This window comes from Plantactinospora sp. BC1 (genome assembly GCF_003030345.1).
In the GTDB taxonomy this organism is placed as follows: domain Bacteria; phylum Actinomycetota; class Actinomycetes; order Mycobacteriales; family Micromonosporaceae; genus Plantactinospora.
Map to the genome: position 1 here is coordinate 2,707,844 of NZ_CP028158.1, position 16,008 is coordinate 2,723,851.

At 72.6% G+C, this 16,008-nt stretch carries 16 protein-coding genes; 10 read left to right on the forward strand and 6 right to left on the reverse strand.

Annotated elements, in window-relative coordinates:
* Positions 1–63: 63 nt before the first annotated feature.
* Complete coding sequence (locus C6361_RS11495) at positions 64–1,431, reverse strand: MFS transporter (RefSeq protein WP_107267734.1); 1,368 nt, start codon at positions 1,429–1,431, stop codon at positions 64–66.
* Positions 1,432–1,582: 151 nt separating this feature from the next.
* Here C6361_RS11495 and C6361_RS11500 point away from each other — a divergent pair, with 151 nt between their 5' ends.
* Positions 1,583–2,386, forward strand: coding sequence for a phosphoglyceromutase (locus tag C6361_RS11500; RefSeq protein ID WP_107267735.1), 804 nt, complete (start codon positions 1,583–1,585; stop codon positions 2,384–2,386).
* 54 nt (positions 2,387–2,440) lie between these two features.
* On the opposite strand, the gene phoU is transcribed toward C6361_RS11500, so the two are convergent.
* The gene (gene phoU / locus C6361_RS11505; protein WP_107263770.1) at positions 2,441–3,085 is read right to left on the reverse strand and encodes a phosphate signaling complex protein PhoU; all 645 of its coding nucleotides are present in this window, start codon (positions 3,083–3,085) and stop codon (positions 2,441–2,443) included.
* A 216-nt stretch (positions 3,086–3,301) separates the two neighbouring features.
* On the opposite strand from phoU, the gene C6361_RS11510 reads away from it, so the two are divergent.
* Positions 3,302–4,585 (forward strand): cell wall metabolism sensor histidine kinase WalK, encoded by a 1,284-nt coding sequence (locus C6361_RS11510; RefSeq protein WP_107267736.1) that lies wholly within the window; start codon positions 3,302–3,304, stop codon positions 4,583–4,585.
* A 34-nt stretch (positions 4,586–4,619) separates the two neighbouring features.
* Complete coding sequence (locus tag C6361_RS11515; RefSeq protein ID WP_107257611.1) at positions 4,620–5,303, forward strand: response regulator transcription factor; 684 nt, start codon at positions 4,620–4,622, stop codon at positions 5,301–5,303.
* 19 nt (positions 5,304–5,322) lie between these two features.
* On the opposite strand, the gene C6361_RS11520 is transcribed toward C6361_RS11515, so the two are convergent.
* Positions 5,323–6,222, reverse strand: a complete 900-nt coding sequence (locus C6361_RS11520) for a hypothetical protein (RefSeq protein WP_107270894.1) — start codon at positions 6,220–6,222, stop codon at positions 5,323–5,325.
* Positions 6,223–6,302: 80 nt separating this feature from the next.
* Here C6361_RS11520 and C6361_RS11525 point away from each other — a divergent pair, with 80 nt between their 5' ends.
* Positions 6,303–7,268, forward strand: coding sequence for a Ppx/GppA phosphatase family protein (locus C6361_RS11525; RefSeq protein ID WP_107257612.1), 966 nt, complete (start codon positions 6,303–6,305; stop codon positions 7,266–7,268).
* Between the two features lie 147 nt (positions 7,269–7,415).
* A complete protein-coding gene (locus C6361_RS11530) occupies positions 7,416–8,153 on the forward strand; it encodes a sugar phosphate isomerase/epimerase (RefSeq protein ID WP_107263772.1) in 738 nt (245 codons plus the stop codon).
* A 52-nt stretch (positions 8,154–8,205) separates the two neighbouring features.
* Here the strand turns inward: C6361_RS11530 and C6361_RS11535 are convergent, their stop codons facing one another.
* Both C6361_RS11535 and C6361_RS11540 read right to left on the reverse strand, forming a co-directional pair.
* Complete coding sequence (locus tag C6361_RS11535) at positions 8,206–9,402, reverse strand: hypothetical protein (RefSeq protein ID WP_107267737.1); 1,197 nt, start codon at positions 9,400–9,402, stop codon at positions 8,206–8,208.
* Entirely contained in the window at positions 9,399–9,929 is a 531-nt protein-coding gene (locus tag C6361_RS11540; protein ID WP_107267738.1) for a SigE family RNA polymerase sigma factor, read from the reverse strand. Before C6361_RS11540 ends, C6361_RS11535 begins: the two co-directional genes overlap by 4 nt.
* 160 nt (positions 9,930–10,089) lie before the next feature.
* On the opposite strand from C6361_RS11540, the gene C6361_RS11545 reads away from it, so the two are divergent.
* Positions 10,090–10,431 carry an MmcQ/YjbR family DNA-binding protein gene (locus C6361_RS11545; protein ID WP_107267739.1) on the forward strand — a complete coding sequence of 114 codons (342 nt, stop codon included), beginning with the start codon at positions 10,090–10,092 and terminating at the stop codon, positions 10,429–10,431.
* A gap of 28 nt (positions 10,432–10,459) precedes the next feature.
* Here C6361_RS11545 and C6361_RS11550 read toward each other — a convergent pair whose 3' ends face one another.
* The gene (locus C6361_RS11550) at positions 10,460–11,266 is read right to left on the reverse strand and encodes a permease-like cell division protein FtsX (protein WP_159079294.1); all 807 of its coding nucleotides are present in this window, start codon (positions 11,264–11,266) and stop codon (positions 10,460–10,462) included.
* A 112-nt stretch (positions 11,267–11,378) separates the two neighbouring features.
* Here C6361_RS11550 and C6361_RS11555 point away from each other — a divergent pair, with 112 nt between their 5' ends.
* The 4 genes from C6361_RS11555 to C6361_RS11570 all read left to right on the forward strand — a co-directional run bounded on the left by C6361_RS11555 (position 11,379) and on the right by C6361_RS11570 (position 15,996).
* Positions 11,379–12,239 (forward strand): hypothetical protein, encoded by an 861-nt coding sequence (locus tag C6361_RS11555; protein WP_159079295.1) that lies wholly within the window; start codon positions 11,379–11,381, stop codon positions 12,237–12,239.
* Positions 12,240–12,378: 139 nt separating this feature from the next.
* Positions 12,379–13,224, forward strand: coding sequence for a hypothetical protein (locus C6361_RS11560; protein ID WP_107267742.1), 846 nt, complete (start codon positions 12,379–12,381; stop codon positions 13,222–13,224).
* On the forward strand, positions 13,221–14,378 hold the full coding sequence (locus tag C6361_RS11565) for a hypothetical protein (protein ID WP_234359451.1): 1,158 nt from the start codon (positions 13,221–13,223) through the stop codon (positions 14,376–14,378). The genes C6361_RS11560 and C6361_RS11565 overlap by 4 nt, the downstream gene beginning before the upstream one ends.
* 94 nt (positions 14,379–14,472) lie before the next feature.
* Positions 14,473–15,996: a hypothetical protein gene (locus tag C6361_RS11570; RefSeq protein ID WP_107267743.1), complete on the forward strand. Its 1,524-nt coding sequence runs from the start codon at positions 14,473–14,475 to the stop codon at positions 15,994–15,996.
* Positions 15,997–16,008 lie beyond the last annotated feature (12 nt).

A 16,008-nucleotide genomic window follows, 5' to 3' on the forward strand; every position in this document is an offset into this window, starting at 1 on the left:
GTTTACGTAATTACGTAACTCTGCGCCAGTCGTCTCCGCCGCTGGGTGTCGTCGAATTCCGACTCAGGCCCGGGCGGTGGCCGAGCGCCGGCCCGAGCCCGGCTCGTCGGCCGCCGCGCCGCCCGCCGCCGCGCCGCCCGCCGCCTCCGGGCTCGCCGCCTCCGGCTGCGGGCCGGTCGCGCCCGCAGCCGGTCCCGTCGTGCCGACCTCGGCCGTACGCAGTGCCGTGACCCGCCGTTCCCGGGCCGGCCCGGAGAGCAGGTGGGCGACCGCCACCACCCCGCCGAGCACCGCGCAGCCCAGCCAGAGCGCCGAGTTGCCGAACTGCTCCCGTACGAAGCCACCGGCGACCGGGGCGGCGAACGTCGCCACCGACCAGGAGAGCGAGAAGAGTCCCTGGTAACGACCGCGCAGCGCCGCCGGGGACAACTCGGCGATCAGGGTGGAGTTGGAGGGAGAGTTGAGCATCTCGCCGAGGGTCCAGATCAGCACGGTCAGCACGTAGAACCAGGCCGCGTCCGCGAACGCGGTCAGTCCGAAGCCGAGCCCGGTGATCAGGGCGGCCAGGGCGAGTACCCGGGACCGCCCCCGTCCCCGGATCAGTCGCGGTACGAAGAGCTGCCCGGCCACGATCAGCACCCCGTTGACCGCGATCACCGACCCGTACGTCGACGGCGACAGCCCGTCCTGGCCCATCGCGATCGGCAGCATCGAGATGTGCTGCATGAAGACCAGTGCCAGCAGGATGTTCAGCCCCACGAAACCGACGAAGACGCGGTCGCGCAGCGCACTGCCCAGCCCGCCCCGGTGCGGTGCGACCAGCCCGGCCGCGTCGAGGCGGACCCGTCGGGTCTCGCGTACCCGCAGGAAGATGATCAGTGCGGTGGTGACCGTGGTGACCGCGTCGACCACGAAGAGCAGCAGGTAGCTCGCCTCGGCGGCCAGCCCGGCCAGGATCGCGGCGGAGGCGAAGCCGAGGTTGATCGCCCAGTAGTTCAGGGTGAAGGCGCGCAGCCGGTCCCGTTCCGGTACGACGTCGACCATCATCGCGCCGAAGGCCGGCCGGGCCGCCTCGGCGAACATCCCGAGCAGCAGCGCGCCGAGCGCGACCAGCCACAGGTCCCGGGCGAAGCCGAGCGCCAGCATCATCGCCGCCGCGCCCAGGTGCGCGGTGAGCAGCGTCGGCCGCCGGCCCCACCGGTCGGCGAGGATCCCGCCGGTGAGGGTGCCGACCGCGCCGCCGGCACCCCAGAGCCCGAGCACGATCCCGGCCTGGAACTCGGAGAAGCCCCGCTCGGTGGTGAGGTAGATGGCGAGGAAGACGAGGACGAAGGAGCCGAGCCGGTTGATCAGCGTGCCGGCCCAGAGGTACCAGAAGGTTCGGGGTAGCCCCCCGGTGGTGTCCTGGAACCACTTCCCGACCGTCCGCATCCGCCGCCCCCGTGTTTGTAATGACCGCTCATTGTCAAACGCCTTACGAAGCTAGTGCGGCGGGTCCGACCTGGTCATCCCGTTTTCCACGTGTCGGTCGTCACCCCGGGTCGCCGCATGCCTGCCCGACGGGTCCGGCAGGATGAGTTTCATGACTGCGAGCACGAGTGATCGGCCGGAGGGAGCCGCGGTGGCGGGCGAGGGCGCCGCGGTGGGCACGTTGGTGCTGCTCCGGCACGGCGAAAGCGACTGGAACGCCAAGAACCTCTTCACCGGCTGGGTCGACGTGGACCTCACGGCCAAGGGTGAGAGCGAGGCCCGGCGCGGCGGCGAGCTGCTGCGCCAGCACAACCTGCTGCCCGACGTACTGCACACCAGCGTGCTCCGGCGGGCGATCCGCACCGCCGAGCTGGCGCTGAACGCCGCCGACCGGCACTGGATCGCGGTACGCCGCTCGTGGCGGCTCAACGAGCGGCACTACGGCGCCCTCCAGGGCAAGGACAAGAAGCAGACCCTGGCCGAGTACGGCGAGGAGCAGTTCATGCTCTGGCGCCGGTCGTACGACACCCCGCCGCCGCCGATCGCCGACGGCGACGAGTGGTCCCAGGTCGGCGACCCGCGCTACGCCCTGCTGCCGCCGGAGCTGATGCCGAAGACGGAGTGCCTGAAGGACGTCGTCGACCGGATGCTGCCGTACTGGTTCGACTCGATCGTGCCGGACATCCTGGCCGGCCGTACGGTGCTGGTCGCCGCGCACGGCAACTCGCTGCGGGCGCTGGTCAAGCACCTGGACGGCGTCTCCGACGAGGCGATCGCCAAGCTCAACATCCCGACCGGGATCCCGCTGCGCTACGACCTCGACCGGTCGATGCGCCCGCTGGTGACCGGCGGGGCGTACCTCGACCCCGAGGCCGCCAGGGAGGCCGCCGCGGCGGTCGCCAACCAGGGTCGCTGAGGTGTCGGGAGGGGCCCCTTCTCATCCAAGAAACGATGAGAAGGGGCCCCTTCCTCACACCTGGGTTTCGCCGGTGACCAGGTAGACGACCCGGCGGCCGGCGTTCACCGCGTGGTCGGCGTACCGCTCGTAGAAGCGGCCGAGCAGGGTGGCGTCGATCGCGGTCTCCACCCCGTACGGCCAGTCGTCGGCGAGCAGCACCGCGAAGAGTTGCCGGTGCAGCTCGTCCATGGCGTCGTCGTCGGAGTCCAGTTCGGCGGCGAGGGTGGCGTCGGGCTTGGAGAGTACGTTTGCGATCTTGTCGGCGATCCGGTCCGCCACCCCGGCCATCTCGGTGAAGACCGGCCGCAGCTCGGCGGGTACGGCGGGGGACGGGTGCCGGCGTACGGCCGTCTTGGCCACGTGGTCGGCGAGGTCGCCCATCCGCTCCAGGTCGGCGGCGACGTGCAGGGCGGTGACCAGGGCCCGCAGGTCGGAGGCGACCGGCGCCTGCCGGGCCAGCAGGTCGCAGACCCGCTCCTCGACCTGCCGGTAGAGGGCGTCGATCTCCGCGTCCCGCTCGATCACGCCCTCGGCGGCCGTCCGGTCGGCGGTGAGCAGTGCCCGGGTGGCCTGCCGCATGGCGACCCGGATCGCCTCGGCCATGTCCACCAGCAACTGGCTCACGATGTTCAGGTCGATCCGGAATTCGTCGCGCATGATCACGTCCTGCTGGGAGGTGGCGGTTTCGCCGGCCGTGGCGGGTTCGCGCCCGGACGGTGGGGTGTCGGTCCGGACAACGGTAGGGGGATCCGGCGGCGCCGGGGTGAACAACGGTGAACGGCACCGGACCGGCGGGTGAACATTCTCGGATGCCCGCGTGATTCGCCCGATTTTGCCTGGTCGACAGGTTAACGATGACCCTACGATCGCCGCGTGGAATGGGGGGTGGTCGCGGGCGTGCTCGTCGGGCTCGGTCTCGGCCTGTCCCTCGGTCCGCTCCGCCACCGGGTCGCCAGATGGCTCCCGGCCGGGCGCATCGTGACCGGGCGAGCCGGGACACGCAGCAACAGGAGGCCGGCGATAGGCACTGACGAGCAGGCCGGCGGGCTGTCGGGACTCGGCCGTAAGAGCCTGGACTCGCTCCGGGTCGGGGTGGTCGTCCTCGACGCACACGACGTACCGGTCCTGGTGAACCCGGCCGCCCGGGCGATGGGACTGCTCCGGGTCGGCAGTACCCCGGGCACCGTCGCCGCGCACCCGATCATCCGTACCCTGGCCGGCCAGGTGCGGCGCACCGGAGTGCGCCGCGAGGTCGAGCTCGACCTGCCCCGGGGCCGCGAGGGCGGCATGTCCGACCCGCTCGGCGTGCACCTGCGGGCGATGGGGCTCGGCTCCGGTTACATCGCGGTCGAGGCGGCCGACGTGACCGAGGCGCACCGGGTCGCCCGGGTCCGCCGGGACTTCGTGGCCAACGTCAGCCACGAGCTGAAGACCCCGATCGGCGCGTTGCAGCTGCTCGCCGAGGCGCTGCTGGACGCCACCGACCAGAGCACCGGAAACGGGACGCTGGACCCGGGCGAGGACATGGCGGCGGCCCGCCGGTTCGCCGAGCGGATCCAGCACGAGTCCACCCGGCTCGGCAAGCTCGTCAACGAACTGCTCGAACTCACCCGGTTGCAGGGCGCGGAGCCGCTGCCCGCGCCGGAACCGGTCGCGCTGGACTGGGTCACCGCCGAGGTGGTCGACCGGACCCGGACCGCCGCCACCGCCCGGCAGATCACCGTCGTGGTCGAGGGCGAACGGGACCTCACCGTCTACGGCAGCGACAGCCAGATCGCCACCGCGGTCAGCAACCTGGTGGAGAACGCGATCGCGTACTCGGCGGAGCGGACCGAGGTGACGGTGGCGCTGCGGAGTACCGGTGAACACATCGAGATCGCCGTCACCGACCAGGGCATCGGGATCGCCCCGGACGACGTGGGACGGATCTTCGAGCGGTTCTACCGGGCGGACCAGGCCCGGTCCCGGCAGACCGGCGGCACCGGCCTCGGCCTCGCGATCGTCAAGCACATCGCCACCAACCATGGCGGCCGGGTCGAGGTGTCCAGCACTCTTGGGGGTGGCTCGACGTTCACCCTCCGGCTTCCCGCGCGTCCGCCGGACGCCTTCCTGCCGCCAGCCCCGTCAGTTGAGATCGAGACCGGTTCGTTCGGATAGTTCCGAGCCGGACCGACACCAGAGAGGAAAGTCCGTGGCCCGCGTACTCGTGGTCGAGGATGAGGAGTCGTTTTCCGACGCCCTCTCCTACCTGCTGCGCAAGGAAGGATTCGAGGTCTCGGCCGCGGCGACCGGCACGGCGGCGCTGACCGAGTTCGACCGTACCGGCGCGGACATCGTGCTGCTCGACCTGATGCTGCCCGAGATGTCCGGTACCGAGGTGTGTCGGCAGCTCCGCCAGCGCTCCCAGGTGCCGATCATCATGGTCACCGCCCGGGACAGCGAGATCGACAAGGTCGTCGGGCTGGAGATCGGCGCCGACGACTACGTGACGAAGCCGTACTCGCCGCGCGAACTGGTCGCCCGGGTCCGGGCCGTACTGCGGCGACGCGGCAACGAAACCGTCGAACCGGGCACCCCGACGCTGGCCGCCGGCCCGGTCCGGATGGACATCGAGCGGCACGTGGTCACCGTCGACGGTTCCACGGTGCAGCTCCCGCTCAAGGAGTTCGAGCTGCTGGAGCTGCTGCTCCGCAACGCCGGGCGGGTGCTCACCCGGGGGCAGTTGATCGACCGGGTCTGGGGCGCGGACTACGTCGGCGACACCAAGACGCTCGACGTACACGTGAAGCGGCTGCGTTCCAAGGTCGAGCCGGAGCCCTCCGCGCCGCGCTTCATCGTCACCGTGCGGGGCCTCGGCTACAAGTTCGAGCCGTAGGCCGGACCCCTTCACCCCGTCAGCGGGAGGTGCCGCGCGGCCGGCGCTGCGCCGCCGGACGCCGTCCGGCGGCGGCGGCCTTCGGGCTGGCCGGCTCCCGGCCGGGCTCCTCGGCACGGTCGAGCACCGGGTCGGCCCCGGCGGTCGCCGGATGCGTCGCCACCAGCCCGCGCCGCTCGCGCTCGGCGCAGAGTTCGGCCAGCTTCGCGTACGCCGGCTTGCCGATCAGCGCGGTCAGCTCCGGGGAGTACGACAGATACATCGCCTCGGTGCCGACGTGCGCCTCCGGCGACGAGGTGCACCACCAGTCGAGGTCGTGCCCGCCCGCACCCCAGCCCCGCCGGTCGAACTCGCCCAGCGTGCTGACCAGCACCTTCGTCCCGTCCGGGCGCTTGACCCAGTCCTGGTCCCGGCGTACCGGCAGTTGCCAGCAGACGTCCGGCTTGTATTCCAGCGGGTGTACGCCGTCGCGCAGCGCCTGGGCGTGCAGCGCGCAGCCGCCCCCGCCGGGAAAGTCGGCGTCGTTGAGGAAGACGCACGGCGCCTCCTCGCCGCGGGTCGCCGTACGCCGGGCCGGGGTCTCGCCGTCCACCGAGTCCATCTCGGTGTAGTTCTTGAAGCCGCGCCGGTAGTGCTGCCAGGTCTGCGGGGTGAGCCGCTTGACCGCCGACCGGACCCGCTTCTCGTCGTCGGCGTCGGTGAAGAACGCGCCGTGCGAGCAGCAGCCGTCGGCGGCCCGGCCGGCGATGATGCCGTGGCAGGTCTGGCCGAAGACGCAGGTCCAGCGGGAGAGCAGCCAGGTCAGGTCGGCCCGGATCAGGTGCTCGGGGTCGGCCGGGTCGGTGAATTCGAGCCACTCCCGGGGAAAGTCGAGCGGGACCTCCCGGGCGCGCGGGTCGGCGGGGTCGTCCACCAGGATCCGGAGCTGGTCGCGTGCTGCTGCCACCCGGTCAGCCTACGCCCGCTCTCCGCCCGCGACCTGCGTCTAGTGTCTTTGCCATGCGACTCGGCGTGCTTGATGTCGGTTCCAACACCGTGCACCTTCTGGTCGTGGACGCGCACCACGGGGCCCATCCCTGGCCGGCGCACTCCGAGAAGGCGGTGATCCGGCTCGCCGAGCAGATCGGCCGGGACGGTGCGTTGCCGGTGGCCGGCGCCGACGCCCTGGTCGCGGCGGTGAACGAGGCGAAGATGGCGGCGGCCCGGCTGACCGCCGACGACCTGCTGGCCTTCGCGACCTCCGCGGTCCGGGACGCCACCAACGCGCCGGAGGTGCTGGCCCGGGTCCGGACCGAGACCGGGGTACTCCTCCAGGTGCTATCCGGTGCCGACGAGGCCCGGATGACCTTCCTCGCCGTACGCCGCTGGTTCGGCTGGTCCGCCGGTCGGCTGCTGGTGCTGGACATCGGCGGCGGTTCGCTGGAGGTGGCGGCCGGGATCGACGAGGAGCCCGAGTTCGCCCAGTCGCTGCCGCTCGGCGCCGGCCGGCTCACCCGGGAGTGGCTGGAGGTGGGGCCGGAGAGCAACCACACCCCGTCGTCGGCGGCGGTGGCCAAGCTGGAGGCGTACGTCGAGGAGATGCTCGACGCCGTGGTCGACGACACCGTCGAGGTCGGCTGGGACCGGGTCGCCGCCACCAGCAAGACCTTCCGGACCCTGGCCCGGCTGGCCGGGGCGGCACCGTCGTCGGACGGGCTCTGGGCGCCGCGCAGCCTCTCCCAGACCGGGCTGCGGCAGGTGATCGGCTTCATCCGGCACATCCCGCCGGGCAAGCTCGCCGAACTCGAAGGGGTCAGCGCCCGCCGGGCGCACCAGTTGCTGGCCGGGGCGATCGTGGCCGAGGCGGCGATGCGCCGGCTCGGGGTGGAGAAGCTGGACATCTGCCCGTGGGCGCTCCGGGAGGGTGTGATCCTGCGCCGACTCGATCTGCTGGAGCCGGCGCAGGGGCCACGAGAGCTGGTCTGACCTGGGCTTTCGTCCGCTACTGAGGCTTTGCGCCCGATCCGCGACCGGGTGGGATGTGCCGGATCGGGCTACCCTGAGACCGTGACCACCCGCGTACTGCTGTCCAGTTCCTCGGTCTTCCCGGAGCCGACCGCGGCCGCCTTCGAGATGGCGGCGGCGCTCGGCTACGACGGGGTCGAGGTGATGGTCTGGACCGACGCGGTGAGCCAGGACGCCGGGGCGCTACAGGGCCTGGCCCGGCACTACGGCGTACCGGTGCTCTCGGTGCACTCGCCCTGCCTGCTGGTCACCCAACGGGTCTGGAGTTCCGACCCGTGGGAGCGGCTGCGCCGCTCGGCGGTGCTGGCCGAGACCCTGGAGGCGCCGACGGTGGTGGTGCACCCGCCGTTCACCTGGCAGCGGGAGTACGCCCGCTCGTTCGTCGACGGCCTCGGCAAGCTCGGCGCCGAGCACCCGGGGATCCGGTTCGCCGTGGAGAACATGTACCCGGTCCGGATGGCCGGCCGGGAGTTCGTGCCGTACATGCCGGGGTGGAACCCGACCGACATCGGCTACCCCGCCTACACCCTGGACCTGTCGCACTGTGCCGCCTCGCACAGCGACGCGCTGGAGATGGCCGACACGATGGGGGCCGGGCTGGCGCACGTACACCTCGGGGACGGCACCGGCGAGGGCCGGGACGAGCACCTGGTGCCCGGCCGGGGCACCCAGCCCTGCGCGGAACTGCTGACCTCGCTCGCCGGGCGCGGCTTCACCGGCTCGGTCGCGGTGGAGGTCTCCACCCGGCGGGCCCGCAGCCGCGCCGACCGGGAGAGCGACCTGCGGGCGGCGCTGGAGTTCGCCCGCCAGCACCTGGCCGCGCAGACCCCGGTCGACGCCCGCTGAGCGGTTCCGCGAGCGGCCCGGCCCGAACCCGGACCGCGCCGGCCGTCGGCTGCTAGTCCCGGCAGTTCCAGTGGACGGGGCGAGCGCCGCCGCTGCCGGCGATCCGGTCACCGCTGTCGTCCAGCGCACTGGCTCCGTAGCGCCAGCCCTCCTCGCCCGGCAGTTTCCGCTGGGTACCGTCCGGATCGCGGAGCAGGACGATGCCGTCCCGGTGCAGCAGCAGTTGTCCCCGGGCGTTGCCCGCACCCGGGATGACCATGCCGCCGTCCACGATGGTGGCGGTGCCCTTCTCCAGGTCCCACAACACCGGCATCGGTGGCCCGGTGCCGAGGGCGGGTACGCCGTTGCTCTTGGCCGCCGTACCGTGCGCCCAGTTGCCCCGGATGCCGCGCACCGAGCCGCGGTCCACGCCCGCCGGCAACGGCAGCGCGGCGCCCTGGCCGTCGGCGTCCCACCGGTAGGGCGTGGCGGAACCGGACCGGCCGGCATCGAACAGGCCGCCGATCACCACCCCGGAGTCGGAGATGCCGATGGCGTAGGCGCCGGCCTCCGGCGCCGACAGCAGGTCGGCCCGCGGCGAGGTGCTGGTGTCGCGCCAGACGACGGCCCGATCCGGCTCGCCGCCCAGCGAGCCGACGACGTCGCCCCGGGCGTTGATCCCGTGCGCCGTGCCGCTGGTGAAGCCGGGCGGGATCGGTAGCCAGACCAGCTTGCCGTCCACGTACGCCCACGGGGCGCTCTTCCCGTCCGGGCCGGGACCGTCGCCCACCACCGTGCCGCTGTCGTTGACGTCCCTGGCCATCGCGTCGGCCTCGACCGGAATCTGCCGGAGGCGCCCGTCCACCCACCAGGCGGGAAGGTTGGCGATCCCGGGTCGCTGGAAGCTGCCGACCAGGTGCCGCCCGTTCGGGGAACCGGCCAGCACCGCTCCCGAGGTGGCGCCGGACGGCAGCGGCAGCCGTTCGAGGGTGCAGGCGGCGGTCGCCGGGGAGACGCTGGGCGTGGGGGTCCCGGCCGGACCCGGGAGCGGGGCGGTGTCGTCGTCCCAGGGGAGGAACCCGCCCGCCACCAGCACGAGCGCGGCGGCCGGCAGCAGCGCCCCGAGGGCGGTCGCCGTGGTACGCCGTCGTCGGCCGGCCCGGCGCCCGGCGGCCAGCAGCCCGTCCGCGCTGAGCCGCCCCGCCGGAGGGGTGACGGTGGCCAGCCGGGCCCGCAGGTAGCGGGCGTCTTCGTCGTCGAGCTCTGTCACTGGTTACCCGCTTCCTGTAACTGACCCGGGATGCTTGTCGGCCACTGGTCGCGCAGCAGGTCCCGCATCGCGGTGAGGCCCCGGGAGGTCTGGCTCTTGACGGTGCCGGCGGAGCAGTTCAGTACGGCCGCCGTCTCGGCCACCGACATGTCGCAGAAGAACCGCAGCACCAGTACGCTGCGCTGGCTGCGGCTCAGCGTGCCGAGCGCGGCCCGTACGGCGTCGGCGTCCTCGCTGCTGCCGGCGGGTTCCGCCGCCAGCTCCGGTACCCGCCAGGCGAGCAGCACCCGGGCCCAGGATCGGCGACTCTCGTCGACGTAGCGGCGTACCAGGATGCGGTGCACGTAGCCGTCGAGGTTGTCGACGGTGCGGATTCTCGACCAACGTAGATAGACGGAGACCAGCGTCGACTGGACGATGTCGTCGGCCCGGTTGGCGTCCCCGCAGAGCAGGTACGCGGTCCGTCGTAATCGGTCGAGTGACGCCGAGACGTACTCGACGTAGTCCTGGTCCTCTTCCGCCGTCACCCGGGCTCCTCTCCACTGCGTCTACTCGTTATCGGAGTGACACGGCGGATCGGTTGCCGGTCGGCGGAAGAATCTTCGCCGGGCCGAGCCGAGCCGGGCCGGGCCGGGCCGGGCCGGGCACGCGGCGTCGGTTGTCGGTACCCCTCGTTACGCTCGGCCGGTGGTGACCGTAGCCGACGTACGGGCCCTGGCCCGGACGCTGCCGCGCAGCAGCGAGCACCTGGTCCGCGACCGGGTGAAGTTCCGGGTCGGCGCGATCGTCTACGTCGCCTTCTCCCGGGACGAGACGACGATGGGTTTCGGCTTCCCGAAGGAGGAGCGCGCCGCCCTGGTCGCCGGCGACCCCGAGCTGTTCTTCCTGCCCGGCGAGTCGGATCTGCGCTTCAACTGGGTGTGCTGCCACCTCGCCCGGCTGGACCACGAGCAGATGACGGAGCTGGTCACCGAGGCGTGGCGGATGGTGGTGCCCAAGTTCCTGGCCCGGCAGCGGCTGGGCGGATGACCGGGTGCCGCCGGCCGGCAGGAGCTTGTCAGCCGTCCCGCTTCGGCGGCAGCACCACCCGGGCGACGCCGGGCAGCCGGCAGAGTTCGGTGTCCAGTTCGGAGGCGGCGGCCCGGTTGGCGGCGGCCTGGTCGGCCAGCTCGACCTGGTACAGATCGTTGCCCCGAGGTGGCAGCGTCGGGGTGGCCGCCTCGGCGCGCTCCGGAGCGGCCGTAGCCGTACCGTCGGTGTCGTCCCGGGGCTTCAACCGCACCGCGACCACGTCGGGGAGGGCGCGCAGCTTGGCCTCGACCGCCTGCCGCTCGGACTCCGAGATCGTCCTCGACAGGTAGACCCAGATCTCGCGCCAGTCGCCCTGCTTCGGCGCGGGCGACAGGCTTCCCCAGGCGCAGTTGGCCACGGCCGGGGCCGACGGCGGCGGCGTGAGCGCTGACTCGCCCTTGAAATAGACCACGTCGTCGACGCCGGGCAGCGCACGCAGTTCGGCGACGAGCGGACCGGCGACGGCGCGGTCGAAGGCGTCCCGGTCGCGCAGGGTCAGCTTGAAGGACTCGGGGAGCTTGTCGGCGCGTACCGCGTCGAGCAGTTCCGGGTCCTCCGCCAACCGCTCCTTGATGTCCGCGTACGCCTGCTCCCGGCTCTGGAAGGTGACCTCGGCCGCGTCCGGTACGTCGCGCAGTCTCTCCTGCACCGCCTGCTTCTGCTCCGGGGTCACGTCGGCGGTGAGGAACACCGTGATCGGCGGATTGATCCGTTCGACGGGGTCCGGCCGACAGCCGACCAGGCCACTGGTCAGCAGGATCGTCAGCACCAAGGTCGTCACCGCTCTGCGCACGGCCCCGGAGCCTAGCGGAGCGCGGCGACCCGACGCGGCCGGTTTCCGGCGGCGGTCCAACCAGGACCGTCGGGGCCGGCGCTGGTCGGAGACGTCCGGTAGGGTGCCCCGGGTGCGACGGATGGCGGCGTTGGTGCTGATCGGGATTGTCACGGTGGTGGGCGGCTGCGGGCCGGGTGAGGTGCCCGAGCCGCAGGTGGAACCCGCACACAAGGTGTCGTACTCGATCAGTGCCTCCGGCACGGCCAACGAGAACCTGAAGATCAGCTACGCCGGTCCGGACGGCGCTGGCGTCGAGGCCACCTCGCCGGGGACGGTGCCCTTCTGGAGTACCGAGGTCACCACCAAGCCCGGCGTCGCGCTCCTCTTCGTGCAGGGCAACGCGAACAGCTCCGACCTGTCGTACCAGCTGACCTGCACGATCAAGGTCGACGGCGTCGAGGTGGTCAACGGCAGCGGCCCGTACTCGTGCGCGACCCAGTTCGAGCTGTCGAGGCTGCCGTCGATGCTGGCGGAGAAGTCACCGTCGGCCGGGTCCGGCCCCACCACCCCGGCGGCGGCCCGGCCGTCGGCTCCGGCCACCCCGTCCGGCCCGCCCCAGGTGGCGGGGTGCGGATTCGTCGAGGGTGCGGAGGTGAGCCGGATCGTCAGCGAGCTGGCCGGCGTCTCCAAGCCGGTGCAGAAGGTGAGCGGGAACCGGAACCGCTGCACCTACGTCCTCGACTACGACCTCACCCAGGTGACCATGACCTGGCGGCCCGGCGACAAGGCGGAGCAGGTCTACGGCGCACCGAAGGTCTCCGGCCTCGGCGTCACCGCGTACTGGGCTGACCTGGGCAGCTTCGGAATTCTCGAGGCACAACTGCCGAAGGGCGCGTTCAACGTGCAGGTCGACGTCACGGGGCTCAACATCGACCTGCGGAAGTTCGCCATCGGCGTGTTCAAGGCCGCCAAGCCGCGACTGCCCAAGTGACGCCCGCGCCGGCCAGCCCGGCGGTCCAGCGGCCGTGAGCTGTCGGACGGCGCACGTCACCACCCGCTGACCCGAGCGTGGGCGGCGCGTCGCGACGCTGGTAATTGCTGGAAAAGAGTGGAACTCGTACTCTGCGAGCGTGGCCGAGTCGGTGGACGCGATCGAGCACCGGATCGACGCCCTGCGGGCCGAGATCCGGCGCGCGGTGGCGACCCGGGACACCAGCCGGACCCGGGCACTCCGGGCCGAGCTGCGGGCCGCCGAACGCGACTGGGAGCAGGCGGTCGCCGACCTCGCCGATCTGGCCGACCTCAGCGCCCCCACCGGGGAGGCGCCGGTGGGGGCGGAACCCGGACCGGCCGGGTCACTGCTGCCGGTACGTGAGCAGGTACACCACGCGCTGACCCTGCTCTCCGTACCGGCCGCGCCGAGACTGATCGCCGAGGTGCACGCGGCGTTCTTCGGCCCGTCGGCACCGAGCCTGGCCGCGAACCGCCTCACCCACCTGCGACGGGACGAGAAGCGCTCGTTCGAGACGGCGCCGTACGCCCGGCCGTACCATCTCTGCGCGGCGCTGACCGCCGCCCACCTGGCACCGGCACGCGGCCTGATCGCGGTCTCCACCTGGCCGCTCGAACGGCGGATCGTCGGCCCGCTCAGCCCCCGGGTCGACTTCCTGACCGCGGCGGTCCGGGTCGCCCGGCGCGCCGGCACCATGCCGGACGGCAGCGCCCCGGTGAGCAAGCTGCTGTGGCGGTTCGCCACCAACATCCCCGGGGCGACCGGAGCACCGGGAACACTTGATCGCCATGACACAGTGGATCCGCAGACGGTGATCCGGGCGGCCGAGGCCGAACAGGCGGTGCACGCCGAAACCGACCGGGCACAGCGGAAGGCGGCGGCCGACCGGGCCCGCCGACAGCTCGACGACGTGCAACAACTCTTCGGCAGTACGCTGCGGACGCTCCAGAGGAAGACGGCATGACGAGCATCAGCATGGGCACCGGCAGGAGTACCGCCGATCGGCTGGCCGCGATCCGGGGCGGGGTGCAGCCGAAGCGGCACAACGCCCGGACCATCGCCGCGCTGACCCGCAACCCCGGCTGCGCCCGCCGGGCCGTACTCGACACGGCCGGGGTGGACAAGCAGCGGCTGGCGGCGTACATCGACTTTCCGGCCCGGTTCGGGCAGTCCGGCTTCGCCATCGCCCGGGGCAACGCGTTCGAGGCGCAGGTGAAGGCGAGCGGCGCCGCCGAGCTGGTGAGACTGCTCCGGGAACGGCTCGGGCTGCCGATCCCCGAGGTGGCGTACGACGACCTGGAGACGGTGACCGGGCGGGAGAAGGAGAGCCCGGAGGTCCGGTACGCCCGCTCCCGCGCCCTGCTGCTGCGGGCCGCCGCCGGGGAGGAGGACGCCGGCACGCTCTTCGACCACCCGCTGCTCGCCCTGGAGGTGGCCGGTCAGCGGGTCTATCTCGAACCGGACCTGATCGCCTTCCAGCACGAGGGGCGGTTCCACGTCGTCGAGATCAAGTCGTTCGCGGTGGTCGACGGGCAGGCCGACCCGGCCAAGGTGTCGGCGGCGGCGATCCAGGCCGCCGTCTACGTGCTGGCGATGCGGCAGATGCTGGCCGAGGCCGGGCACGACCCGGAGATCGTGGCGCACGACGTGATACTCGTCTGCCCGCGTGACTTCTCCAACTCCCCGACGGCGGTGCTGGTCGACGTACGCCGGCAGTTGGCCGTACTGCGACGGCAGCTCGGCCGGATGACGAGGGTCGACACGATGTTGGCCGCCCTGCCGCCGAACCTCAGCTTCGACCTGGCGCCGGACGCCGACGGGGTGCCGACCCGGGCGCCGGAGGCGCTGGTCGAGGCGTTGCGGACGGTGGAGGCCCGGTACGCCCCGGACTGCCTGTCGGTCTGCGAGCTGGCCTACTTCTGCCGGGCGGAGGCGCGCGGCTGCACCGCCGCGCTCGGCACCTCGGCCCGGGAGGAGCTGGGCGGGATCGAGCGGGTCGAGACCGCGCTCGGGCTGGCGAAGGGCGAGCTGAGCCCGGCCGAGGAGCAGGAGGAGGCGGCGGCGCTGCTCCGCAACGCCGCCCGGCTCCGCGCCGAGGTGCTCGGGACGGCGGGATGATCCTGCTGTCCGGGCCCGCCTGGCCGGTGACGGCGGCGGTGGCTGCCGGGACGGTGGCGGTAGCCGGGGCGGTGGCGGTTACCGGGGCGGTGGCGTGAGCACGCTGACCGCGCTGGCCCGGGCCGAGGCGGTGGCGGCCGGGCACGCCCAGCGGATCACGACGGTACGCCACCTGCACGTCGCGGACCGGCCGCTGGTCTTCATCCCGCTGAGCATGGCCGGCGAGGCGAACGCCCCGCTGGCCGCACTGGTCGGCACCGACCCGGCCGAGCCGAGACTGCTGGTGGTGCCGCAGCCGCGCAACCGGGACCAGCGGTTCGGCTTCGCCGCCGAGCTGGCCGAGGTGCTGCTGCCCTATCTGGACAGCTTCCGGGGCGTCACCGAGGCGGTCGCGGCCAACCGGGGCAGGGAGGTCCGCTACCGGTACGTCGACGCGCCGCAGATGCTGGTGCCCAACTCGGCGGGGATCGGCTTCGTCCGGATGTTCGGGCGGTCGACGCGGTTCCGGCGTACCGACGGGGACTATCCGGTGCACCCGACTGTGCCGCTGCTCGGGCAGTGGCTGACGTTCCTGGCGGACCGGGCCGAGCACCCCGGCTCGGGGATGCTGCTGGCGATGACCGAGGCGCTCGGACTGCACTGGGCGACCGGGCAGTCCGCGCTGGAAGACGCCCATCTGGCGGCGCTGCTCGCCTGGATCGACCCGGCGGATGGGTTGAGCGGGGCGGATGCGGCGGTGATCGCCGAGGACCCGCTGCGCTGGCCGCCGGCCGGGCCGGCCACCGATCCGACCTTCGACAACGAGGTACTGGCGCCGGCGATGGCCGGATACGAGGAGGCGGTGGCGAGCGGCGACGAGGTGCGGCGGGGGCGCGCTCGGGGCGTACTCGAAGAAGCCCTGCGATCGCAGCTCACACCGACCTGGGAGCTGATGTGGCGGGGCGTCTCGCTGCTCCGGGAACTGCCGGTCGGGGCGCGGGTTCCCGGGCGTTGGGCCGAGGACCGGGACGTCTTCAGCACCTTCACCCTCTATGTCGACGGGGGCGGTTATCCGCAGCCGCGCCGGGACGGTGCGGTCAACGCGGCGCAACGGCTGCACCGGCTCGAACGGGCGTTGCAGTCGTACGCCGTCCAGCGCGCCTACGACGACCCGCTGGTGATGGCCGACCACCGGCTGACCGGGGAGGCGTTCGTGGGTGAGGTGACGTTGGCGGACGCGAACCGGATCGACGACAGCGGGAGGCGGCGGGTGCTGCGGCCCCGGATCCAGGTGACCACGGGTGACCCGGTGCAGGTGACGGTGGGTGCGGTGCTGCACTCGCCGAGCCGGCCGGGGCAGAAGGCCCGGGTGGTTTTCGTGACGCCGGACCGGTCGACCGGTCGGACGGACGTGGTGCTGGAGCTGTCGGGTGGGTTGGGGCGGTCGCTGAGCCCGGCGCCGGGGAGCGTGCCCGAGGTGGGGGACCGGCTCTGCTACACGACGCTGTCGGACTCGTTCATGCCGCCGGGGGAGTTCCCGAGCCGGGAGGAGACGCCGTGGACGCACGGCGGGCCGCCGAAGGCGTGGGAGGAGCCGGTCGAGCCGACCGTGGACGATGCTCGGGAGGAGTGGTCGTGAGTTCTTCCGGGC